At 45.4% G+C, this 23,264-nt stretch carries 18 protein-coding genes, 1 pseudogene and 1 CRISPR repeat array; of the genes and pseudogenes, 3 read left to right on the top strand and 16 right to left on the bottom strand.

What is annotated here, in order from left to right; translation table 11 throughout:
• Window positions 1-122: 122 nt before the first annotated feature.
• The 13 genes from HMPREF2626_RS06345 to HMPREF2626_RS06285 form a co-directional block, all read right to left on the bottom strand.
• Window positions 123-413, bottom strand: coding sequence for a type II toxin-antitoxin system RelE/ParE family toxin (locus HMPREF2626_RS06345; RefSeq protein WP_070618949.1), 291 nt, complete (start codon window positions 411-413; stop codon window positions 123-125).
• Entirely contained in the window at window positions 395-649 is a 255-nt protein-coding gene (locus HMPREF2626_RS06340; protein WP_070618946.1) for a type II toxin-antitoxin system RelB/DinJ family antitoxin, read from the bottom strand. The genes HMPREF2626_RS06345 and HMPREF2626_RS06340 overlap by 19 nt, the downstream gene beginning before the upstream one ends.
• 170 nt (window positions 650-819) lie before the next feature.
• Window positions 820-1,152: a CRISPR direct-repeat array (repeat unit 28 nt; unit sequence GGATCACCCCCGCATGTGCGGGAAGAAG).
• Between the two features lie 17 nt (window positions 1,153-1,169).
• Window positions 1,170-2,066, bottom strand: a complete 897-nt coding sequence (gene cas2e / locus HMPREF2626_RS06335) for a type I-E CRISPR-associated endoribonuclease Cas2e (RefSeq protein WP_070618941.1) — start codon at window positions 2,064-2,066, stop codon at window positions 1,170-1,172.
• A complete protein-coding gene (gene cas1e, locus HMPREF2626_RS06330) occupies window positions 2,066-3,010 on the bottom strand; it encodes a type I-E CRISPR-associated endonuclease Cas1e (protein WP_070618938.1) in 945 nt (314 codons plus the stop codon). Before cas1e ends, cas2e begins: the two co-directional genes overlap by 1 nt.
• Before the next feature lie 2 nt (window positions 3,011-3,012).
• Window positions 3,013-3,654, bottom strand: a complete 642-nt coding sequence (gene cas6e, locus HMPREF2626_RS06325; RefSeq protein ID WP_070618936.1) for a type I-E CRISPR-associated protein Cas6/Cse3/CasE — start codon at window positions 3,652-3,654, stop codon at window positions 3,013-3,015.
• 1 nt (window position 3,655) lies between these two features.
• Entirely contained in the window at window positions 3,656-4,363 is a 708-nt protein-coding gene (gene cas5e / locus HMPREF2626_RS06320; protein ID WP_070618933.1) for a type I-E CRISPR-associated protein Cas5/CasD, read from the bottom strand.
• Window position 4,364: 1 nt separating this feature from the next.
• On the bottom strand, window positions 4,365-5,450 hold the full coding sequence (gene cas7e / locus HMPREF2626_RS06315) for a type I-E CRISPR-associated protein Cas7/Cse4/CasC (RefSeq protein ID WP_083294375.1): 1,086 nt from the start codon (window positions 5,448-5,450) through the stop codon (window positions 4,365-4,367).
• Complete coding sequence (gene casB, locus HMPREF2626_RS06310; RefSeq protein ID WP_070618927.1) at window positions 5,443-6,078, bottom strand: type I-E CRISPR-associated protein Cse2/CasB; 636 nt, start codon at window positions 6,076-6,078, stop codon at window positions 5,443-5,445. Before casB ends, cas7e begins: the two co-directional genes overlap by 8 nt.
• A gap of 1 nt (window position 6,079) precedes the next feature.
• The gene (locus tag HMPREF2626_RS06305; protein ID WP_070618924.1) at window positions 6,080-7,765 is read right to left on the bottom strand and encodes a type I-E CRISPR-associated protein Cse1/CasA; all 1,686 of its coding nucleotides are present in this window, start codon (window positions 7,763-7,765) and stop codon (window positions 6,080-6,082) included.
• Window positions 7,752-10,541, bottom strand: a complete 2,790-nt coding sequence (locus HMPREF2626_RS06300; RefSeq protein WP_070618921.1) for a CRISPR-associated helicase/endonuclease Cas3 — start codon at window positions 10,539-10,541, stop codon at window positions 7,752-7,754. Before HMPREF2626_RS06300 ends, HMPREF2626_RS06305 begins: the two co-directional genes overlap by 14 nt.
• Window positions 10,542-10,660: 119 nt before the next feature.
• Window positions 10,661-10,849, bottom strand: coding sequence for a helix-turn-helix transcriptional regulator (locus HMPREF2626_RS06295; RefSeq protein ID WP_070618918.1), 189 nt, complete (start codon window positions 10,847-10,849; stop codon window positions 10,661-10,663).
• 1,103 nt (window positions 10,850-11,952) lie between these two features.
• The gene (gene purR / locus HMPREF2626_RS06290; RefSeq protein ID WP_070618915.1) at window positions 11,953-12,777 is read right to left on the bottom strand and encodes a pur operon repressor; all 825 of its coding nucleotides are present in this window, start codon (window positions 12,775-12,777) and stop codon (window positions 11,953-11,955) included.
• 81 nt (window positions 12,778-12,858) lie between these two features.
• A complete protein-coding gene (locus tag HMPREF2626_RS06285; protein WP_070618912.1) occupies window positions 12,859-14,397 on the bottom strand; it encodes a glycosyltransferase family 39 protein in 1,539 nt (512 codons plus the stop codon).
• Window positions 14,398-14,593: 196 nt separating this feature from the next.
• Between HMPREF2626_RS06285 and rpiB the strand changes: the two genes are divergently transcribed.
• A complete protein-coding gene (gene rpiB, locus HMPREF2626_RS06280; RefSeq protein WP_070618909.1) occupies window positions 14,594-15,040 on the top strand; it encodes a ribose 5-phosphate isomerase B in 447 nt (148 codons plus the stop codon).
• 61 nt (window positions 15,041-15,101) lie between these two features.
• Here rpiB and HMPREF2626_RS06275 read toward each other — a convergent pair whose 3' ends face one another.
• From HMPREF2626_RS06275 to HMPREF2626_RS06265, 3 genes and pseudogenes are all read right to left on the bottom strand, one after another.
• On the bottom strand, window positions 15,102-15,926 hold the full coding sequence (locus tag HMPREF2626_RS06275) for an endonuclease/exonuclease/phosphatase family protein (RefSeq protein WP_168162722.1): 825 nt from the start codon (window positions 15,924-15,926) through the stop codon (window positions 15,102-15,104).
• A 77-nt stretch (window positions 15,927-16,003) separates the two neighbouring features.
• Window positions 16,004-17,686: pseudogene (locus tag HMPREF2626_RS06270) on the bottom strand (PTS transporter subunit IIBC); the annotation flags it as partial.
• A gap of 426 nt (window positions 17,687-18,112) precedes the next feature.
• Window positions 18,113-19,117, bottom strand: coding sequence for a LacI family DNA-binding transcriptional regulator (locus tag HMPREF2626_RS06265; protein ID WP_070618904.1), 1,005 nt, complete (start codon window positions 19,115-19,117; stop codon window positions 18,113-18,115).
• Between the two features lie 115 nt (window positions 19,118-19,232).
• Here HMPREF2626_RS06265 and malQ point away from each other — a divergent pair, with 115 nt between their 5' ends.
• Both malQ and HMPREF2626_RS06255 read left to right on the top strand, forming a co-directional pair.
• Complete coding sequence (malQ, locus tag HMPREF2626_RS06260) at window positions 19,233-20,768, top strand: 4-alpha-glucanotransferase (RefSeq protein ID WP_070618901.1); 1,536 nt, start codon at window positions 19,233-19,235, stop codon at window positions 20,766-20,768.
• A gap of 1 nt (window position 20,769) precedes the next feature.
• Window positions 20,770-23,037, top strand: coding sequence for a glycogen/starch/alpha-glucan phosphorylase (locus HMPREF2626_RS06255; protein WP_070618898.1), 2,268 nt, complete (start codon window positions 20,770-20,772; stop codon window positions 23,035-23,037).
• Window positions 23,038-23,264 lie beyond the last annotated feature (227 nt).

Genomic DNA, 23,264 nt, shown 5'->3' with positions numbered 1-23,264 from the left:
TATTAGTCATTTAATGAAGGAAAAGTATCCGCCTAGGCGGGAAAGAGCCGATAAAATATATTCAACTTAATTCTCTAACTGATTAAAATTACCCCCGCTAACGCGGGAAGAAGTAGAAGTCATCAAAATAACTCGTCATGTGAGCCCATATCTAGCAAAAGAAGAACTAATTTGCCATGATCTATCTGATAGACCAGGAGCCAGTCCCCTTCTATATGTAGCTCACGTACACCTTTCCAATTTCCAGACAGAGCATGGTCTTTGTACTTGGTGCGTAATATACTTTTGTCTTGGATAATTAAAGCATCAATCGCCATTTCTAACTTATTTATATTGTAATGTTTTTTCTTATATTTCTTAAGAGCTCGTACAAACTTTCTTGATAATTCAATCCTTAAAGTTCTTTCATCCACTCTTTAAACTCCTCTACATTATCAAAACTTTCCACCTCTCCGAGTTCAACTTCTGCTAAGGCCTCTTGTATACTAGTTCTCCTTACAGAAAAGGGGATCCCTTGACATGCATTTATTTTTTTTAGGTACATCGTGATAGCCGTAGTCATGTCGAGCCCTAAGTCATCTAATATGTCCTGGGTACTCTTCTTTAAATCTTCATCTATTCTGATTGATATACTCGCTTTTTTTGACATATTTACCAGCCCCTTCGTCTATATTGTAATTCATTTAGAACACAATAGCAATACATCAAGAAGGATTTACTTAGCACCGATTCTCAAAAATGTAGATGAAAAATTTATAAAATAAAATCCGCGTGAGCGGGAAGAGGTGTGATAGTAGACTGATCCAATAGCGAATCACAGAATCACCCCTGCATGTGCGGGAAGAAGATCTTGCCAGCTGGCGTATTGCCGCCTGGCGTGGGATCACCCCCGCATGTGCGGGAAGAAGTAGGCGCTGAACCGCCTGCAAGGCTCTCCTTGAGGATCACCCCCGCATGTGCGGGAAGAAGTCCTCGCCTACACGCTCAATCGCTTTTCTTGCGGGATCACCCCCGCATGTGCGGGAAGAAGGAAACGTACAAAGAAATTAATGGGATTATGCGAGGATCACCCCCGCATGTGCGGGAAGAAGTTTGGAACTGTGTAATCATAGCGTTTGCCATTGGGATCACCCCCGCATGTGCGGGAAGAAGACTAAAGGATCCCTATATTACCGGGCTTTCTTTTTTAAGTAAGCTGGAAATTTATTCACTTTGGAAATGAGCTCAGCCATTAATCTAACATCCTCCAAGGCTCGGTGGGGGACTTTTTTATTGATCCCGTAACTCGCTATAACTGTTTGCAATTGATAATTTTTTAGGAACATCTTCTCCTTTTTGATAATAGTTTTTAAATCAAGAATTGGATTAGATAAATTCTCCTGTCCCATATTTTTCAATTGCTCATTAATAAAACTAATATCAAAATTGATATTGTAACCGACAATAACTTGACCTTCAATAAATTCAAGAAGATTTGCAAGCACTTGCGATTCATCCTTACCGTCTTCATCTAAGTCTTTCTGGCTAATCCCTGTTAGTTTTTGAATTTGCTCAGGGATTTTCTTATTAGCGATCAAAGAATGAAAGACATTCTCTTCTGCCCCCTCTATCTTTAGAGCACCTATTTCGATCATCTGATCTTTTTTAGGATCTAGTCCTGTTGTCTCAGTATCGAGGATAATATAGCTAGGTACATTGACAGAGTTTGGTCGTGAGAATTTCCTTGCTTTGCGAAACTTACTGGCATTACTAAAGCCTCTTTGTTTGATATAAGCTCCCTTGTCCTCGGTCTGAGGGAGCAAGACAAGCGGGATACCTTCTAGTTCGATCATCTGACGCGAGGTATTATAGGATTCAAAACGATAGCCAATTTCATTTTGGGCTGCATAGGAAATCGTTGCTTCTCCATTGCCTACGTTTTCTTTCACTCTTTCCCATAATTTATCACGAATGCGTCGATTAAAGTTGCCCACATAGACCCCTGTTGAAATTTCCTGCATCCATTTAGTCAAGTCTCCCCTTAGAGAAGCTGGAGTCTTTGAGAGGGTGATTACGGTGAAAGGCATCAATCTCCCTCCTCACCGTAACTAACCCCATAGCTCACTAATTCTTCTTTATCATCCCAGAGGCCAAAGTTTTCTGCAATGATTTCCTCTTCTTCAGAGATATCTAGCAGGACTTGGATATCTTTTACGATGCGCTTCATTAATTTGCCATCAACCAAATTATCTCGGAGTCTTAACCGCGTCAAGCGACCGATATCATCCTCAGCTGTATATTCACTGGCAATCTGGAAGGCCAAGGGAATCGTATATTCTGCTTTGTAAAGGTCAGCAATATCATAAACGAAAGCTTTATCATGCCCCGTATGGACAAAGCCGAGGCCTGGAGATAGTCCTAAAGCTACCGTGATACTGTGGACTAAACCGTAAAGTGAAACATTAGCCGCTGATAAGGCCTGGTTGACTACATCGCCGGCTAAGAAATCGTCAGGATTGTACTGGCGCTTGTCCCAAGGAACGTCATACTTATCGGCATAGTAGCGATAAGTTCGCCGAACCCTGGCACCTTCACGGCCACGTAATTGTTGCATGGTTAGCTTGGACACATCCTCATTATCGAAACGCATTTCATACATCTTACGAGCAACAGCTAGCCGCAAGCGGCGATTGGATACATACTTAGCTTGCCGTTCGAGTAAACGCGTGGAATGGGCAAGAGGCCGTCCTCCTGCATAGAAGCGGACGCCCCGTTCCCCCACCCAGACCATCGAGGTTCCGGTATCACCAATCAGCTCAACCGCCCGGTGGCTCACATCTGTACCCGGGCCTAAGAGCAGAACGCCAATCATGGCACAGGGTATCCTGACAACACCCCGCTTATCCCTTACTGTAATGGCGCTATCGATGCGGTTGATCTTAGCATGCTCAATATAGATGAAGCTGACGCGGTCCCCAATCCGAGGTAATTCTTGGAGTTCGGTCTTTTTAGCTCCCAATTTTTTATCCATCTTTAATCCCTCAACGGAATGACAGTCATCAGGCCGAAGCCATAAGCTTTTTTCTTACCAAAGCCCTGTGTTAGCGTCTTAATAAATTGTTCTTTGTCTGCCACAGTCAATACACCCTCGTAGGCCACTTGGATGAGACGCAAGTTTCGCTGGCCGGTTTTTTTGACAAGAGCGTGCTTGCTCTCCACGATTTTGAAATCCTCTTCTTTTAAAAGAAAGCCATTTTTTTCTGATCGGTCGAGTAAGAATTGACGCTGGTGTTCTTCTGTCACATGGGGCATCACACGCCCACGTTCGCCCTGTTCGCCAGAACTTTTAGAAATTACTGGATTCAAAGTGACGCGAAAAGCTAGACGCATCCCTTCTTCAATCTGACTCAAAAAAGCGTCATAAGACTTCGTTTCAGCAGAACCTGGGACCCCATAGCGCTCTAATTGGCCCTTGTCTGGCTTTTCTTCACTTACAAGCAACAAATAATCTTTGCCCTGCAAGCGGTCTAAGCGCCAAAGTTTTCGACTTCTTTCGCCCGATTCGAACTCTTCGGGAAAGCTCCGCTCTACCCAATTGTGGTAGGCTCCTGCATGGGTCAAATCTTTAATTTTTTGACGGTTGTGACTATCGATCTGTACACGTGAAAGATACATCTTAACCTCCTAACTCGCCAAAAGCATCATGTTCGGTTTCCTGGACCAAGCTGGGAAGCTCGATTTGAAACTTAAGTTCCCGCCGAGTCTGAAAGTGACGGTTTTGTTGGTCAAAGGATACCACCAAATCTTTTCGCCATTGTTCTCGTTTGGCGCCTTCTATTAAACCTGCATCGGCATAAGCATCCAAAATCCGGCTGTGCTGCCTTTGATACCAGGGAGCGGCTTGCCAGTCTAAGCTTTGTAGGGTCTCCACTGCTCCCAAATTCGTTTCCGCAACAATAAAATCTAAAGGAAGAGGTAAAGACCGGCGCCCCATATAAGGCTGGAAATAAGGCTTCTTTAATGCTTGGGCAATCTTTGCCATAAAGTCATTATCCGTATGAGACAAGGCGACTAAGAAAACTGCATCCTCGAGGTAATAGCGATTAGTCACATACGTTCGATCCGGCTGCCCATTGGCCTTGTACTTATGAGCCGTTTGATAGTCGCGCCTCAGCCCACCTTCTTGGTCAATCCGAACCGCAAAATCGACTTGATTGAGGGCTTGGATATCCTCTGTTTGGTCACGCCGGTAGCCTAGGCTAGCGGCTAATAAACCGACCACCCCTGATTTCGAAGGATACAAGTCCGTATGGCGGCTTTCGAAATGAGACTGCGTTCCCCAGGACTGCAAAGGGCCAGCAAACTTCAAAACGATTGATTTCACCTTACTCACCTGCTTGATCTAATTGTTCGGATACTTGCTGATCCATAGCTTCCTGAAGTTGGCTTAAGGAATCCACTGTCTGTACATGGTCGAGATCGCTCTCTTCACCATCAAGATTGAGATAGAAAGTTGCGATAGCTGGGTCTAATAATTTTTCTGCCTTGTTCACTTCTGCTAGCAAACGGTCAACGGAAGGTTTTACAAAACCATCCTCTGCTCTAACTGGAGACTCGAAAGCTGATACCAGGCTCAGTGGTCGATCGGACCGTAGAGAAACAAGGACTGCCTGTGGAATCGTTTGGTTAGCAAAAGTATTCACCTTGCCAGTAGGTAAAGAGTTGAGGAAGGCCTTAAGGAATAAGTTTAAGCTTCGTTTAAGGGTTTCTTGGTCACCGTCTAATTGCTGAAGGAATTCATGGACAGCCACATCCGCATAACGATATAAGGTGGATGAATTAAACTCGATAGTCCCTAACATACCAGCACCCACATTGTCTTCTTTGCCAAAATCATCAACGGCAGTATAGAAGTCAAATTCTGTCTGTACCGCATGGGTCGAGATGGCATGAGCGATCTGGGAGGAAGCATCCTCATTAAGGGAAGGATCGTCGGCCACCATCCGCCCAAATAGCGCAATATCAATAGCTGGATTGTCTTTTAAGATAGCTTTCAATTCTTTCTTATCCGTTACCCCATCCAGGGCCGCTTGGGCTAACTTTTCTGCCTGCAAGTCGCCCAAGAAGAAGAGGGCCTTGGCGCGTTGGTCCTTAGTTTTTACACCTGCTGCATTGATGGTTTTATCCGCTAGGTCCATCGCCTCTTCGAAGTCCATATCTGCTGATAAGTCTTGGATTTTATGAGCAAGATAACGCACAATTTCTAAGCTTCTTATCCCAACATTATCGAGGGCGCCAAATTCTTTAAAGTAGTCCCGCATGGCTTTCTTCCAAGCTTGTGAACTCACTCGAGCCCGCTGTACCCCACCATATCTGGCGGTCTTCGGACTCCCCGTATCATCCCGGTTAATATTGGATGGAGGTAGAGTTTGGATGGCATGGATATCTAAAAACAAACGTTGTTTAGTCATTGTCAGTCTCCTTTTCTTTGTCCGCTTCTTTATTTTGGTAGCTATAATAGGCTTTAGACCAGCTTAAACGCAGGCCTTCGATATAAGGTCGGTCATGTTTAAAATCATAGCGGTCTGCTTTAACGTTATAAATATCTCGGCTTAAGCCGCCGAAATTAACCGGTACTTCTGCTTTCGTCTTGGACTTGAGCAATTGCAGCATTTGTCGCAAATGGTACTTGAATTCTTCATAAGTTGTTGCTGTTATCATGGCGTTAAAACGCTGGTCAGTAGCTGCCTTATTTTCTTCATTTCTTCTGAGATAAGCTAGCGAGTGACCAAAATTCTTGCGCCGATCAATTTCCTCCGTCCAAACTGCTTGGTCTTTCCCCTGTTGGTAGAGGGCATAGAGCTGGAGAGTAAATAAGATGGCTTCTTCCTGATCAGTTAAGGTCGCGCTTTGACCCAAGTAGTCATCTGGTAAATTTTCAAAGAGGAAGGGCCAAACGTCAACTGTTTGACTCATCTCCCGTCCAATAGAGTGTCTTAGGTTAGCTAGGCTTGCCTTAGTTGCTGGCTTGTCTAAACTATGACTAAGCTGGTGTAAGAGGTGCTCAGTCACTTGCGACAGCCTTATTCTTTCTGCCATGTCATACCTCCTTTAATCCTTTCAATAAGATTCGAGAAAACTTATTGTGGACAGTTGCAATATTCATTACTTCTTTATCTTGAATTATCCCTGTATAATCGCGCGGACCCGCCTTAGCTATGATCTCATTGACTTGCTGGTTAATCAAGTCGTAGAGACAATCCTCCCAGACTTTAATCTTTTCATTTTTAAATTCATATAACTCTAAAGAAAGCAACCAGTCTCTGAAGGGCCGATCGATCCTAAAGTAAACTTCTTCAATATTCTGATTAATAAAGCCATAATACTTAGGATCGTCACGCTTAATGTTTCGAATTTGATTAATATCTTTAAGAAAATATTGGAAGTGAATTTCAACCATCTTCTTCGTCTTATCCACTGTGTCATTGATCCGCGGCATCCAAGCGCTCTCATCGACATCGATCAGGACAAAGGAGCGGATATCCAAACGGTCACAAATCTCATTCACTGGGACCCAGGAAGTAGCATTGCCGTCATCCTCCATACTTACTGCGCGCAAGCTAATGACTTTTTCACCAATGATTTCCTCTTGTTTATTTAACCACTGGATGATTCCCGGCTGCCGCCGCTTCTCATCTTCAGCATCCGAATCTGGTAGAGCCAGTAAACCGAAAGACCGCCAGATAGCTTGTCCGGGCCGATGCTTGCGTGGGGTAAAGTATCCCTTGTTCTCCCCTGAATCGTTATAGCGCCAAAGAGTCATAGGCTCAAGGAATTGATTAGTGTGTCTAAGGTCTGGCAGCTTCACCACCTGACATTCGAAGGGCTCGGTGAGATCCGTTTCTGGGTCGATATAGATAGCCCGAGACCACAGGGTGTAAAGTTCAGCTAGGTTGTCTGGATTGAATTTGCTGAAATAGCCTTCAAGGTTTTCAGCGGGGCTATACTCCCAAGCTGGCTTCTGCTGTTTGCCCTTATATCGACGATCAGAATGAACAGCTATGCAATTTAAGAGTAAGGTTTCTAATAAATTATCACCCTCTAGATAGATACCACCAATATCAAAAAGCCAACCTTTAGAAGCCTTATATTTCTCTTGACCAAAGATCACCTTATCGGAAAGGCCGATATAGCCCTGCAGGGTAATTAACCAGCGAGCTACTTCACTTGCCTTAAGGATTTCTTTATTTTTTTTAGCCGCATACTTAGGCGAGAAGAGAGCTACCTTATTCCCACTCTCTGAAATCAAGCGATTGATATTTTTCCCCGACAGACTAGAAGCCTTCTTCTTACTGATCTTATCTTCAGAAATTTCATCCGCCGTCACCTGCATAAAAGGATAGCGGTCATCAAAAAGGTAGAAGCGGTCATGCCATTGGTCTAAATAGCTAAAAACTGTTTGAGGAAGTTCCTTATCTTGCCAAAGTTTACGCCAATCTCTTCTTAACGTTTTATTCAGTGACTTTAAATCTGCTCGATTTTCAGTATCCCAATTATCCCGATAATGCGGTCTAAGTTCACCGTCGAGATCAAAATGATCAAAAGCAGTCTGTAGGATCGCTAAAAGAATTCTCAAAATCGCAAAATTTTGAGTTTCTGTCTCTCCAGCTAGGCGCTGGTAGAGGTGGGCATTCTGAAAAACTTCTTTCAGTGAGACTTCCTGGTTTTGTTCTTCTAGATCGAGAACCTTGATCCAGGCTTTATCAATCAAATTAAAGCGACTCATTCTTTTCCTCCTTTTCCATGCTTAAACCAAATTTTGGACTATAAGTTAAATGATAACCATGCAGGCTAAAGCTGTTGCTATCGTCTAATAAGATGCCTAATTGGCCCTTTAGCCAGGGGGAGTCTTGCCAAGCTCCAAATTGTTTGGCAGTATAAGCTTCCAAGACTTGGATAACGTCATCGATATTGTAACCCTTGCTTAGAATACCTGGTAACTTTATAGTCTCTTGGGCTAGCCTTTTAGCTATCATTGAATCTGTAACTTCTCCTGAAATATCACGTTCTTCACCTAAGAAGCCGTATCCTTCAGGCAACTGCTTCAACAAGATCACTTCAATGGTCTCATCACTATCCCGGACCTGAGCATAACCTCCCGCTTCTGTCTGGTCTGGACTAGCATTCTTCAACCAACCGACCAAAGAATCTTCGTCATCTTCATCGTCCTCATCTTCTGTTATTAGTAAATAGCTTTCAGCTTTTCCTTCTTTTTCATCTATACGTTCCGCTTCCTTTTGCTCAGCCTCTTCAATAGTCGTTCTTAACTCATCCGCTAAGTCAAGGGGCGCATCGCCGTAAACCTTCTGCACCAAGGGCGAGATGTCTCCAGGTATGTCTAAAACGTCCGGTAAAAAAGCTTGGGTCCGAATCAATAGATTTTTCCCATAGATACTTTCGGATCCCTTATCAAAGTCCAAAGTCTCTGACAAACCCATAACATAGAAACGAGCTTCTTGGTGTTGGGCAGGTCGTTGGATGGCGTGACGGTGGAGCCGTCCCATCCGTTGAATAAGCAGATCCATCGGGGCTAGATCACTGACCATAACATCAAAATCAATATCTAAGGATTGCTCAATCACCTGGGTGCCAATAATGATCTTCTTGACGGGTCGGTCTGCCCCCTTACCAATTTCTTTGAGGAGCTGGCGCTCTTTTTGTTTGCGCTCGGTCGCAATGAAAGAAGCGTGTAAGACATCGACTAGGTCATCCCCGTAGCGTGCTGTACACTTATGAGCTAAGTCTTGGGCCTTTTTCACCGTATTGACTACAATACCCACCACACCTTCGCCGCTCAGCCAGTCATCCAATTGATCAAACAATTGCTCTTCTTCAAGTGGCTGAATTTCAACGGGATGATTTTCTTGGGCTTCAAAGTCAGCAAATTGCTTGATCGCCTTGCCATCTGAATAGGTAACCAGGGGATAGGCATCTTCTAGCAAACCGTCTTCTGTCCACTTAATTTGCTCACTTGCATCCCCTCTCTCTTGAAGATAAGATTTGACCATCTTTTCGCGACTAGCAGCAGGCAGAGTCGCAGAAAGGATAATGACCGGAACACCGTAAGCCCCCATTAAAGTCAATGCTTGATTGAGGTAGACATTCATATAGGCATCGCAGGCATGAACTTCGTCAATCACGACAACCTTTTTACTAAAGCCGAGGTGGCGCAAGGCCAGGTGCTTTTGCTTCAAGGCATTCAAGAGGAACTGGTCCACTGTGCCTACCACAAAGTCATCAAGATTGGAAGTTTTCCGCCCTTTAAACCACTGGTTGACCGTCACCGTACCTAAACCGCTTTCGCCATCAATATTAATATTCGATGCTAGGCTTTCATAATCTGGGTTAAGCGCCGCCTTGCCATGGACAAGTTGGAGCGAACTATCTTCCATATAATCATCACTCACCCGCGATAGCCAGTGTGATATCCGGGGGAAAATACCATCTGAAGTTGCTTGGGTCGGTAGCCCAAAGAAGATCCCACTTCGCCCTCGACGGTTAGCCAAGACTTCCGCCCCAATAAGAGCTGCTTCTGTCTTCCCTAAGCCCATGGGTGCTTCTAAAATAAAGATACCTGGGTCTTCGACACTCAATAACAATTCCGTAAACTTGCGTTGAAAATCTCTGGGCACAAAATTCTGCTCACTATCCGGATCACCAAAACGATCATCGTAGAGCGCATCAATCGATGAAATTTTCTGAAAATGTATGGGCCTAGTTTTAAACCAGCGACCAAAACCCGAACGAATCCTTTGCTCTTGATCAATCGTCACTGGATCATTGAAGTCAACTAAGGGGAAATAGTGCTCATTACTTGCAATCCAATCTGCCATAATCAACAAACCAGAATAAATCACCTGACCATTCTTACTAATCTTTGGCAGTGCCTCTACACTGTCAAAATTAGAAAAGGCCAAAGCCCAATCTAGGAACTTCTCCTGTTCAGCCTGCCAAAGTTTATAAATTGGATGTCTCGGATCAGGAACTTGGTAATAATTTTCTGCATAACCCCGCTGATCTTTTAAGGTCTTTGCTTCAGATACAGGTTTGCCATGGTGGCCGCCAACAATTGAGGCAATCCCTCGGTTGACACCTAGACTCTCAAGAATAACTTGGCCGACCGTCGCATGGGGAGTCCTTCCAACATCTCTAAAGATCGTATCGCTTAAGCCCTCAAAACCTTCATATTCTAACTGTTCAATCAATTGACGATCTAAATCGGGAGAATTGCTGAAGCCTTTTTTAGCTTGAAAGCATCCAGAAATTTTTCCTCCGTCATGGACCGCACCCAAGAAGACCGCCACTTGTTTGGCGATCTTCTCCTCTTGAATACTTAGCGAATCCGTTAAGAATTGGCGCTGACCATCACTCAGCCAATGCTCCCAAAGCAAGCCCGACACTTGAGCGGTATCCAGAGCGTGCTGGCTGAGCGGCAACCATAGATAGCGTCCATCCTCTTCTTTTTTCTTAGCCCAAAAAGCTGGGTTAACTGTTGTTTGAATCCTTACCCTCTCCTCTCTTAAAAAACTAGCTAACCCCTGCTAACGCAGGAAGAAAAGATATTACCTAATCCATTTAAGGATCACACCTGCTTACACAGGCAGAAGTTAGCCCTATTATCTCATTTAAAATCTTCGAATTCAATTTTGTAGAGTAAAACTAATGACAAGAAAAAGTTAGCTGAAGGATAGCAACGTCCTTGTTCCCAGTTAGCAATACTTCCAACTTGAACGCCAATTTTGTCAGCTACTTCTTGTTGAGTCAAACCCATATCCAAACGACCCTTTCTTAAAATTTCACCTATCCGCATCAAAACACCTCTTTTTACTTAATCTATTTAGTTTTTATCTTATACAAACACTATAACAAGGACAAATTTATTTTTCAACCTAAAGATATTGAGGGACGCAATTTACAAAATCGTTCCAAAATTTATCCGCTTGATAAACCGAAAAGTACACCTACTTGTGTGAGAAGAAACTAGATTACACCTTATCGAACCTTTATTGGAAGCTGCCTGCTCACAAGGGATGATGAAAAGAGTGTGAGAATTTAGAAGTTTATAATTACCCCGATTAGCTTATTTATGTTCATCTTGTCTATCTTTCCATGAGTCATAAGCAGTACTCCCGACGGTGAAGATAACCACCGCTACAAATAAGATTAATAAAACTAATGTGAACGTTGACATATCTAGTCTACCTCCTATATTCTGTTATAATATATGCACCAAAGAAGCTAGAGGCTCCTCATAGTACTAAAGGAGCTTTTATTTTATATTTTTAAGCATTATAGAACATACTCTTTCTTTTACGTACTCTGATTGCACGGAAAGGAATTATTTTCTTCCGTATTTCTTTTCATCCTTAATTGTTGAATAAACTGTTAAACCTAAGGTAACAACGGTGGATAAAACTAATAATGCTAGTAAGACAATTGTAACTGTTGACATAGTTTGAACCTCCTACACTGTGTTATAAATAGAAGTGACAAAGGGGGAGCTATTACCTCCGCTAGTACAGAAGAAGCTTTTAATCGTTCAATTGGGCTTCTTTTTCTTTTGGGTCATTTTCTATTCTTAACCTTCTTGCTTCTTCGTTTATTTTATTATCTTAAGCTCTCGATCCAAAGATGTAAGCTTTGACATGCGCCTTAACGATTGAGACCACTCACTTGCGCTAGAAGAAGATATCTAATCTTATAGGATCTTCTCACTTCCGAGGACCACCCCCGCATATGCAGGAAGAAGAAAAGAAAGCGATCAAACCAGGCTTCTCATTTGATCCCTGGGCCATTTTTATGCACTTTGAAAAAGTCTATCCTACAACCTACTATAAGCCATCCTAATCGACTTATCTAGAGAAAAGCATTCAAAAATAAAACTCCTCAGTGCTATGACTCAGGAGTTTCTATTTATTCATGGTCATCAAAGATGCTCCCTGGAAGGACTTCTACCAACTGGGTGTTATCCTGTGATTTCACCACTTGCATCAGGGACTGGTAGTCGAATGGCACTTTACGGTCAGGGTTATGAACCTCAGCTAGGACACAGATGCCAACACAGCTTGCATTGAATTCTTTGGTCATACTTAACATTCCGGTGATCGTACCGCCACCATTCAAGAAGTCATCAATAATTAAGACTTTCTCGCCTTCTCCCAAGCTGTTCTTGGTGAGTTCCATTTTTTCAACCCGGCTCTGGCCTTGGCTGGCATAGTTGATCGATACCGTTGCTCCCTCTGTTACTTTAGAATCCCGGCGCACCATGACGAAGGGGATATTTAAGTACATGGAGACAGCCTGGGCGAGCGGAACCCCCTTGGTAGCGATGGTCATAATAGCTGTCGCACCGGCTTCCCGATAGCGACTAGCGATGATTTGCCCGATCAGTCGTAAGTGGTCGGGGTCTCCCAGAATATCGGTCAGGTAGAAATAACCTCCCGGCAGGATGCGATCATTATCCGTCAGCTCCTGGCAGAGGGCTTGGACTCTCTCCAGGGCCTGGTCTGGGGCAATGCTCGGACGAAAAATGACCCCCCCGCTTGCACCAGCAATCGTTTCAATGCTGCCGATATTAGAATTTGGAAATTCCTTCTTTAAGATGGAGATATCCTCAGATATGGATGAACGCGCCGATTGAAAACGTTCAACAAAATATGACAGAGAGACTAGGGTGTGGGGATGGGCAAGTAAGTAATGGGTCATTGCAATTAAGCGGTGGCTTCGATTAAGTTTCATATCAACCCTCCTTTCCGGTCAACTTATGATCGTCGTTTGGACTTCTTATTTTACCATAAACGCGACAGACTTCGTTAAGATTTAAGAAAATAATTTTTCTCGGGCTTTAGCCCAGAGAGCTTCCAGCGCTTGAAAAAGATGGCCTAAACTGGCGGCTAATAGCGGCACGAGCAGAATAACATAGGGATAAACATACTGGCTCTTGCCCTCCCAGAAGGTATGGAAAATAACCCCGCCCATAAAAAATATAATGAGCACTGTCATTTGGGGATACTTGCGCACGAGGAAGAGCACAAAGACTAAACTGCCCCCGTAAATCAAGAAAATCAGCCCCTTCATATAGTGGAAGGAGGCAAAATATAGTTTCCCAAAGCGGTAGAGGGACAGCATGGGCTTTTTAGCTGTCGTCAGTTGGTTTTCTTTAAATTGAGGGCCCGACCAAATACCTTGGAAAGTCGGTTCCGCCCAAATACTAGCCCATTTATGGACAAAGAAGGTCTTGGCGTATTCAGGGCGCTCCTTGAAGTAGTCAACATTCGCCTGGACTCTCTGCCGACCAATCTCTTTGGTCTTCTCTTGGTCGAAACCCGTCCGCTGGAAAGGCTTGAGGGCCTTCTCATCATACCAACCAGGGGCCTTTGACGTATTCAAGGGGTCCGTCCCCATGGCCAGCCACAGCTCAGTTGGACTTCCCGGCCCCAAGTCGAAGCCATGAACCTGGCGATAGTAGGTCGGGACGGCTTCTTGGCCGACAGGAATGCTTAGGGCTAAGACCCCAACCGCTAAGAGATAGCGCCAATTCCTCTGCCTGAAGAAAAGCACAATCTGGCCCAGAATTAAGGCAATCACCCAAATTAAATAATTCAAGCGGAGCATTAGGGATAGAGCTGTGAAGACAAAGGTCAAGATCAAATAGAGCAGGTGTTTCTTCTCCCCGTATTGGATAAGGGCCCAATAACCTGCTAATAAGCAGAAAAGACCAGGGATTTCTCCATAGGCAAAGCGGATAAAGAAGAGTTGCGGGATAAATAGAAAGGACAAGACCAGGCTCATCAAGACCATCCCTTGTTTTTCCTTAAAATAATGATCACTGATCCGATAGATACAGTAATTAATCCCTAAAACCTGGAATAAATTGGCAACGAAGAGGAAGATCACCTGGTCTGAGAAAGCCCCGAGAATTCGCTCATAGAGGGCCAAGCCCATTTGATAGGGATAGTTATACATATAGGCACCAAGCATGGTGAAGGCATAGTTCTGATCAGCCATCATCTTACTTACGTCATAAACTGCCCGAGCATCTGCCCGCAAATGAAGTGCTCCGTTCAAGATCAAATAGAAGCCTAGAATGAGATACAGCACAGCTAGAAACTTAAAGACCTGTTCTGCCCGCAGGCGCTCTCTCAATAAGTATACAATTAAGAGGATCACTAAGACCAAGCCAACATAGGGCCAAAAAAGCGGACTCGGCGGATAGAAACGGACGACTTCACGGCCGTACTCCTCCACCTGGGCACTGAACTGGCTATTCAAAAATAATATGCCCAGCAAAAAAATGCCGGCAATCAGCTGGACACCCGAAATCGATAATTGATAGATAAATTGACTCAATTTTTTCACAAAAGCAGCACCTCTAGTTCCATTTTCGCTAAGAAGCATAGACCTATTATAGCTAGTTTTCAAGCTGGCGGTGTCTTTTTTTCCTTAAAAAATTTTAAAATTGGAAATTCTCCTGCTTGCTTGCAAAAAACTTGCATCTTCAGGCAAAGTGCGTTATAAAAGAAGCAGATTATATCAGTAAAGGAGCTTTCCAAAAATGAAAATTGCAATTGGCGCTGACCATGGTGGCGTTGACCTCAAGGCTTTAATTACCGACCACTTAGAAGAACGCGGCATCGAGGTAGTCAATTACGGAACAGACAGCAGTGAGTCCGTCGACTATCCTGATTTTGCCCATGCGGTGACCCACGCCGTCCAAGAAGAACGTGTGGACTACGGCATCCTCATCTGCGGGACTGGCATTGGCATGTCCATCACAGCCAACAAAGAAAAAGGCATCCGCGCTGCCCTCTGCGGTGACGTCTTCTCTGCCCAAGCAACTAAGGCCCACAACAATGCTAACGTGCTCTGCCTAGGTGCTCGAGTGCTAGGCCCTGGCCTCGCCCTCATGATCGTTGACGCTTGGTTAGATGCGGACTACGAAGGCGGCCGCCACCAAAAACGTCTCGACAAAATTGCAGCCATCGAAAACGCTCAAGACTAAGCAAAATAGCTTCTCTAAATAAACACCCACTGGTCAAAATCAACCAGTGGGTGTCTTCATTTTATTGTAGATTAATCACAGCACTAATCCCATAATGGTCAGAAACAATCGGCCCCCTAACCCCGTCAAATTGACTTTGATAACGAGCGACTTCAAAATCATCTGTCATCAAAATCAGGTCAATACGTTGAGATCGGTCTGTATCGGACCAACCTGCAATCCCTGGGCCCATACTATAGTCGCCCTCGCAAACAGCTGCTAGATGGTAAGCATCCCCAAGCCCAGCAGCCTGGGTCAAGCTATAGGATTCGCCTTCAATATGGCTCGGTGCATTGAAGTCCCCCATCAATAAGCTGGGACTTTGGAAATTCTCAAATGCCTTCCGAATACGGTCCCATTCATATTGGAACCCTTCTTCAACCTGGTCCGACCACCAAGATAAGTGGAGGGAGGCCACTTGCAGATCAATGTCAGGGAAATCAGCCAAGATCATCGCCCGCGTCCGATAGTCTTCAGGCTCATCCTCAGCTGATAGGAGGCAGCGTTGGGGGCTAAAAGGCCGCTTAGACAAGAGAGCTACCCCCTCTTCGTATCGATCAAAGCCAATGTGGTTAAAGGCCCAGGCCCAAAAATACGTCAAGCCCTGATCTTCTAAGCCCTTCACCAGGACATAGGCAAAATTATCCTCACGAATGGGGCACTGGTCTTGGCAGGGGAAGAAGGTATCCCCCACTTGATCAAGCAAGGGGCTTTCTCGCAATTGATTGACTTCCTGTAAGGCAATGAAATCATAGTCTTCTTGAACAATATGGTCAATAATCTGTTTGATTTTCACTTCTTGTTGGTCTTCAATCCAGGAGTGGCAGTTCAGGCTGAGTAATTTCAATATGATTTCCTCCTAACAAGAGCAGAAGGACTGGCAGAGCCAATCCTTAAGCTTTTTTATTCTTTTTCAATGGCATCAAGGTGAACATGACGATCTAAGGCGTCTTGAACATCATTTTTAAGGTTGTCGGCTTTAGGGCCATAAACGGCTTGGACCCCTTGTTCCTTGATAATGAGGCCCATCGCCCCAGCGTCTTTCCACTGTTTCTCCGTCCCCACTAAGTCCGTATCCTTCACCGATACTCTCAGCCGGGTCATGCAGGCATCAACGTTATCGATATTATCTGATCCCCCTAAGAGACGGATGACTTGGTCAATTTGAGCATCGCCCGACCCCTTAGGATCCGCACTAGCTTCTTCCCCACTGCTAGTCTCTTCTGGGTTGGCATTCTCGTAGTTCCCCATCCGACCTGGCGTAGCATAGCCGAAGCGTTTGATCATGAAGCTTGCAATGAAATAGGTCAATACCGCAAAGACCAGGCAGCAAATAATGAAATTAACCAGGTCCCCTAGTAGGCCGGCATTGATGATCAACGGTGTCCGAGTCAACAATTCAATAACGCCGAAAGAATGGACGCGCAAGTTAATGATATCTGCCATGGCAAAGGCTACACCTTGGATGAGGGCATAGACAATGTAGAGCGGCATCGCAGCAAACATAAACATGTATTCCAAGGGTTCGGTGACCCCGGTCAGGAAGACCGCAATAGCAGCCGAGAGGAACATGGACTTGTACTTGTCGCGTTTATCCTTATCCACATTGCGGTACATAGCCAAGGTTAAACCCATCAAAATCCCCATAGAACCAATCATTTGTCCAACCTTGAAACGAGCCGGCACGAAGTTTTCGAGCAAATAATGAATTTGGCTGGTATCCCCGGCCCGGCGTAAGTTCATCAGATCAGAAGCCCAGGCCAACCAGAGAGGGTCTTGGCCGAGAACTTGCTGACCAGCTTGAGCGCCAGTTAAGATCTCATAAGTCCCGCCCAATTGAGTATAGTTAATGGGAATCGTCAACATGTGGTGGAGACCAAATGGTAAGAGCAAACGTTCCAAGGTCCCGAAGAGGAAGGGAGCCAGCACTGGCGCCGTATCTTGAGAATTGGCAATCCATTGACCGAATGAATTGATCCCCGTTTGAATCACCGGCCAAATAAAGGCAAGAATGATCGACACAATAGCTGACCAAAGAATCACTACAAAGGGAACGAAACGCTTGCCGTTAAAGAAAGACAAGGCATCAGGCAGCTTGCGATAATTGTAGTACTTGTTATAAGCATTAGCACCAAGGAAACCCGCAATAATCCCCACAAAAACGCCCAAGTTAAGGGCAGGCGCGCCGAGCACATTAACAAAATAACCATTCACCGGAATCTCTTGACCAAACAAGGTATGGGTCACCGCTTGGCCACTAGGGTCCAGCAACATATCCATTGTCACCCCAAAGATAGACCCTGTAATCCGGTTAATCAGGATAAAAGCTGTGACAGCCGCAAAAGCTCCCCCTGCCCTTTCCTTGGCCCAAGAACCACCGATTGCCACAGCAAATAAGAGGTGGAGGTTGGAAATAATCGCCCAACCGATATTCTCAATCACTCCACTCGTCGTAATTAACCAGGCCCAGTCAGGATTAATCAATGGCAAGGCCTTCCCTATACTAATCATTAAACCAGCTGCAGGCATAACGGCAATAACAACCATCAAGGCTTTACCAAATTGTTGCCAAAAATCAAAAGAGAAAATTCTCTTGATACTGTTCATCATCATCCAACTCCTTATTTTAAAATTTTGGCTAAGTTAACGAAATCGTTTTCATTGTTCGAGCAAAGTATAACACTCCCCCATTTTTTTGTAAAGGTATATTTTAAAACGATTACATAATCAAGGGTGTGAGCAGTTGCGTTCAGATTTGAATGACTGGAGCCCAAGCGGAAAAGAGCGGCTTTAGCCGGTCGTTCCGCTTGGGTGAAGTCACTTCAAGTTTGCAACTGTGAACCCAACTAATCAAGGGTGTGAGGGCGCGCGGGTAGAAGTGGACCTCTGGAGCAAAGCAACAGAGAAGACTGAAAGTCTTCGACGGCGTTTTGTGAAGAGGAGCCACTTCTGCGCGACCGAACCCGACTACACCAGGGTATGAGGGATGGCGGTCAGCTTTCGTTCACTGGAAGCAGTTTTACCCTAAGCTGCCTACTCATTAGAGATAAAATCACTCGTCACACATTGGTAGATATAGCGTTGGGAGTGAGCATCTTCTGCTTGAGCGAGGACTTCTAGAAGTACCTGCATGGCTTGATAGCCCAAGTCTTGGCTGTGGAGATCAAAGTAGGGATAGCCCTCGATTTGGCCCAAGTCCGGATCACTGTAGGCTTTAAAAGTTACCATCCAAGATGGATCAAGTCCTGATTGCCGCATAGCTTGATAGGCACCTTCTGCCAATAGTTGGTCAGCAAAAACAAAGGCATCAAAGTCTTTTTTAAGGAGTTCTCGACGCGCTAGCTCATAACCGGGGGACTGGAGGAAGGGCAAATCATTATAAATCACCTCTTCTGCTAGGTCCAACCCTGCCTCTTCCATGGCCCGGCTGAAGCCAGCCAAACGTTCCTTAACGAACTGCTGCTTAGGATCGCCGCCAATAAAGGCAAGTTTCTTCGCCCCTCGCTCAATTAAGTGGTGGGTGGCCTGGTAGGCGATGACCGGGTTATCATTGTCGACCCGGTTCACATCGATTCCGGGCAGATTACCGATCACGACCAAGGGACAGTCCTGGCTAAGAGCGAATTGCAAGAGAGGATCTTCACGGCTAGCATAGAGGAAAATGAGTCCTTCCACTTGCTTACCGAGGATCATATTCTGAAGATGGTCCAAACGCGCCTGGTCACCCTCCCCTGTCGATAAGAGGAGAGCATACTGGGCCTGGCTTGCTGCTTCATTAATCCCTCTGACAACTGTTGGGAAGAAGGGATTACGGTAGAAGGCATCACTAGCCGCCGGGAGGACAATCCCTACCGTCCGTGATTTGCGGCTGGCTAAGCGTCGAGCATTATAGTTGGGATAGTAGTGGAGGTCAGCCATTACCTGGCGAACTTTCTCCTTGGTAGCTTGGCTAATAGATGGGTTATCAGCAATCACCCGGGAGACCGTCGAAGGAGCAACCCCTGAGGCCTCAGCGACATCTTTAATGGTTACAGTCATATTCGACACCCTTTCTTTTTATTTAAGAAAACGTTTGCGCTTATGGTCTAAGTTTACTATAATGAGTTTGTAAACGCCATCATATTATCAAAATTTTAGATTGGGAGGCTTCTTTATGGAAAGAACAAGTGGGGTTTTACTACATATTACATCCTTAGCCAGCCCCTATGGCATCGGCAGTTTCGGCCGGGCTGCATATGAATTTGTCGATTTTCTAAGTGCGTGCAAGCAATCTTACTGGCAGATCTTACCTCTGACCACAACGAGTTACGGGGACTCCCCCTACCAATCCTTTTCGGCCTTTGCCGGCAACACCCATCTGATCGACTTCGACCGTTTAGTTGAAGCAGGCTACCTAAAAGCTTCCGATCTCGAAGATCTATCATTTGCTAAGAATCCGGAAGTCGTGGACTATGGGCGCATTTTCAAGGCCCGCCGTCCTCTCCTGGAAAAAGCCGTCGCCAGCTTCCAAAAAGCTAAGAAAGACAAGAGCAGAGACTTCAAAGACTTTGTCCAAGCTAACCAGGATTGGCTGGAAGCTTTCTGCCAGTACATGACCGTCAAAGAATCCTTCGACTTAAAGGCTTGGTACGATTGGCCAGAAGCCTACCGGACCTACCAGGTTGACCAAGTCAAGGCCCTCTGCCGGGACCATGCCGACCGCTACAACTACCACCTGATTACCCAATACTTCTTCTTCAAACAATGGGAAGCTCTCAAGGCCTACGCCAATCAAAAGCATATCCAAATCATTGGCGACATGCCGATCTATGTGGCCCGTGACAGTGTTGAAATGTGGACCCAGCCGGCTATGTTCAAAACAGATGCCAATAAAGATCCCTTGACCGTTGCGGGAACGCCACCCGATAATTTCTCAGATACTGGCCAGTACTGGGGGAACCCGATTTATGACTGGGACTATATGGCTGACCAGGGCTATCAATGGTGGATCCAGCGCATGGCCAAGAGCTTTGAAATGTACGATATTGTTCGCATCGACCACTTCCGCGGCTTTGAGTCCTTCTGGGAAGTGCCTTATGGTTCTGAAACAGCCGCTTCAGGCCACTGGACCAAGGGACCGGGCCTAAAGCTCTTCAAAGCCTTAAAGGACGCCCTTGGTGACCTAGCAATTATTGCTGAAGACTTAGGTTTTATGACCGATGAAGTCATTGAAATGCGAGAAGCGACTGGCTATCCCGGAATGAAAATTTTACAATTTGCTTTTAACGGAAAAACAGACAGCTTAGACTTGCCACACCACTATTATGCCAATACAATAGCTTATGTAGGGACCCACGATAATGAGACCGCACGCGGTTGGTACGAAGAAAGCGCTAACCAAGCCCAACGCGATCAAGTGGACGCTTACTTAAATCGAAGAAAAGCCGAAGCAGCTTCCCATGCCCTCAACCGGGGAATCGCTGCTTCAAGCAGTCAAATCGCCATCTACACCATGCAGGATTTATTAAATCTGGGCAACCGCGCTCGGATGAATACGCCCTCCACCATCGGTTGCAATTGGCAATGGCGCATGGCAGAAGATGCCCTAACAGCTGACGTTTATGAACAATTGACAGACTTAACGGAAACCTACTTCCGTGCAAATCCTAAATTTAAGTTAGGCACAAGTATTACAAACAAAGGAGACTAACATGCACGCATTAGAACAACACGCTAAGGAGCTCTTCAAGAAGGAACTCGCCAATCTCTCTGACGCAGAAACTTATAAGGTCCTACTTGACTATGTTCAAGAACAAATGGTTAATTCCCCTGTTAATCAAGGGAAGAAAAAGCTCTACTATATCTCAGCTGAATTCCTAGTTGGGAAACTTCTGACCACCAACCTCATCAACCTTGCCCTCTATGATGAAGTCAGCCAAGTCCTCGAGGCCAATGGCAAGTCACTCCATGACGTAGAAAAAGCGGAAACTGAACCCTCTCTTGGGAATGGAGGCCTAGGCCGTCTAGCTGCCTGCTTCCTCGATTCCATTGCCTCTTTAGGGATTAATGGCGACGGGATTGGCTTAAACTATCACTTCGGCCTCTTCCGCCAAGTCTTCCGCGACAACCAACAGGCTTCTGTGCCAGATGAATGGCTCAACCATCCGAATTGGTTAGTAAAGACGGAGACCTCTTACGAGATTCCTTTCCGCCACTTCAACTTCAAATCCAGCCTCTACGAGATCGAAATCCCAGGCTTTGAGCAAGAAGCCCATAACCGCCTCCGCCTCTTCGACTTGGAATCCGTAACTTCCGATATTATTGAAGCGGACAGCATTAACTTTGACAAGATGAATATCCCACAAAACCTGACCCTCTTCCTCTATCCGGATGATTCAGACTATGTGGGCAACCTCTTGCGGATCTACCAACAATACTTCATGGTATCCAATGCAGCCCAATTGATTATTGAAGAAGCCAAGGCCAAGGGCAGCGACCTCCACGACCTCTATGACTATGCGGTCGTTCAAATCAATGACACCCACCCAGCTTTCATTATTCCGGAATTTGTCCGCCTCTTAACCAACTACCATGGTTTTGAATTCAAGGAAGCCCTAGCTGTCATTGAAAAGACAGTTGCCTTCACCAACCACACCATCCTCGCCGAAGCCCTCGAGAAGTGGCCCATGGCTTATATTGACGAAGTGGTACCTGAAATCGCCAAGATTATTCGCCAATTGGATGAAGAAATTAGATCGCGCTATCCTGACCAAGAAGCGGTTCAAATCATCGACCAGGAGGACCGTGCTCATATGGCTCATATCGCTATCCACTTCTCCTTCTCAACTAACGGCGTAGCCAAGCTCCATACTGAGATCCTGAAGAATTCTGAGCTCAAGCCTTTCTATAAGCTTTATCCAGACAAATTTAATAACAAGACGAATGGTATTTCCTTCCGCCGTTGGATCATGGCAGCCAATCCCGAGCTCACCCAGTTACTGGATGAAAAGATTGGCCAAGATTGGCATAAGGATGCTGACTTGACAGCTTTTGAAAAAGAAATTGACCAGGCAGATAGCTTGGAACGCCTCCAAGAGATCAAGCACCACAATAAACTGCAACTCCAAGAATACCTGGCTGACCAACAAGGCGTCCAATTACACGATAATGCCATTATCGATGTCCAAATCAAGCGACTCCATGAATACAAACGCCAGCAAATGCTTGCCCTCTACATCATCCACAAATACTTGGATATCAAGGCAGGCAATGCCCCTAGCACACCGATTACCATCCTCTTCGGTGGCAAGGCAGCCCCAGCCTATACCATTGCCCAGGACATTATCCATCTGATCCTCTGCTTATCTGAATTAATCGCTAAGGATCCTGATGTGAGCCCTCACCTCCAAGTTATCATGGTTGAAAACTACAATGTGACCAGTGCCGAGAAGCTCATCACAGCAGCAGATATTTCAGAACAAATTTCCTTGGCCTCCAAAGAAGCCAGCGGGACTGGTAATATGAAATTCATGCTCAATGGTGCCCTCACCATCTGTACCCTAGACGGGGCCAATGTTGAGATCGCCGAACGTGTGGGTGAAGACAATATCTACGTCTTCGGTCAAGACAGTGAAACCATTGTCAAGCTGTATGAAACCGGCGACTACCACCGTCACTTAGCTGACTACTACCACCGTGAACGCATCAAACCTTTAGTTGACTTCATTGTAAGCGACGAACTCCTAGCGCTCGGCCAGCACGACCGCCTCTACCGTCTCCATGAAGACATCAAGTACAAGGACTGGTTCATGGCCCTCATCGACCTCGAAGAATTCATCGACGTCAAAGAAAAAGTCTACGCCGACTACGAAGACCAAGAAAGTTGGACCAAAAAAGCTCTCACCAACATCGCCCAAGCCGGCTTCTTCTCATCCGACCGCACCATCCAAGACTATAACGAAGACATCTGGAAAATCTAAAAAGGGTGTGAGCAAGAACGTTTAGCTTTGGATGCTTGGAGTAAGTCGGAATAAGGGCAAGCACCGCTTGCACGTTTCCGACTTGCGAAAGCACCCCAAAGCTGCTCTTGCGAACCCAACTAAAGGGTGTGAGGGCTAGCGGGAGAAATAGACCTCTGGAACCAAAAACCAGAGAAGGCTGAAGGCCTTCGACGGATTTTGTGAAGAGGAGCCACTTCTGCGCAACC

Origin of the sequence: Aerococcus sp. HMSC062A02, from assembly GCF_001809535.1 — a bacterium.
GTDB lineage: Bacteria > Bacillota > Bacilli > Lactobacillales > Aerococcaceae > Aerococcus.
The sequence above is the reverse complement of the archived record's forward strand: the minus strand, read 5'-3'. Positions and strand labels throughout refer to the sequence as shown.

Coding starts and splice junctions, on each gene's coding strand:
- HMPREF2626_RS06340 (WP_070618946.1), bottom strand. CDS start 649: ATGTCAAAAAAAGCGAGTATATCAATCAGAATAGATGAAGATTTAAAG.
- cas2e (WP_070618941.1), bottom strand. CDS start 2,066: ATGCCTTTCACCGTAATCACCCTCTCAAAGACTCCAGCTTCTCTAAGG.
- cas1e (WP_070618938.1), bottom strand. CDS start 3,010: ATGGATAAAAAATTGGGAGCTAAAAAGACCGAACTCCAAGAATTACCT.
- cas6e (WP_070618936.1), bottom strand. CDS start 3,654: ATGTATCTTTCACGTGTACAGATCGATAGTCACAACCGTCAAAAAATT.
- cas7e (WP_083294375.1), bottom strand. CDS start 5,450: ATGACTAAACAACGTTTGTTTTTAGATATCCATGCCATCCAAACTCTA.
- casB (WP_070618927.1), bottom strand. CDS start 6,078: ATGGCAGAAAGAATAAGGCTGTCGCAAGTGACTGAGCACCTCTTACAC.
- HMPREF2626_RS06305 (WP_070618924.1), bottom strand. CDS start 7,765: ATGAGTCGCTTTAATTTGATTGATAAAGCCTGGATCAAGGTTCTCGAT.
- HMPREF2626_RS06295 (WP_070618918.1), bottom strand. CDS start 10,849: ATGCGGATAGGTGAAATTTTAAGAAAGGGTCGTTTGGATATGGGTTTG.
- purR (WP_070618915.1), bottom strand. CDS start 12,777: ATGAAACTTAATCGAAGCCACCGCTTAATTGCAATGACCCATTACTTA.
- rpiB (WP_070618909.1), top strand. CDS start 14,594: ATGAAAATTGCAATTGGCGCTGACCATGGTGGCGTTGACCTCAAGGCT.
- HMPREF2626_RS06265 (WP_070618904.1), bottom strand. CDS start 19,117: ATGACTGTAACCATTAAAGATGTCGCTGAGGCCTCAGGGGTTGCTCCT.
- malQ (WP_070618901.1), top strand. CDS start 19,233: ATGGAAAGAACAAGTGGGGTTTTACTACATATTACATCCTTAGCCAGC.
- HMPREF2626_RS06255 (WP_070618898.1), top strand. CDS start 20,770: ATGCACGCATTAGAACAACACGCTAAGGAGCTCTTCAAGAAGGAACTC.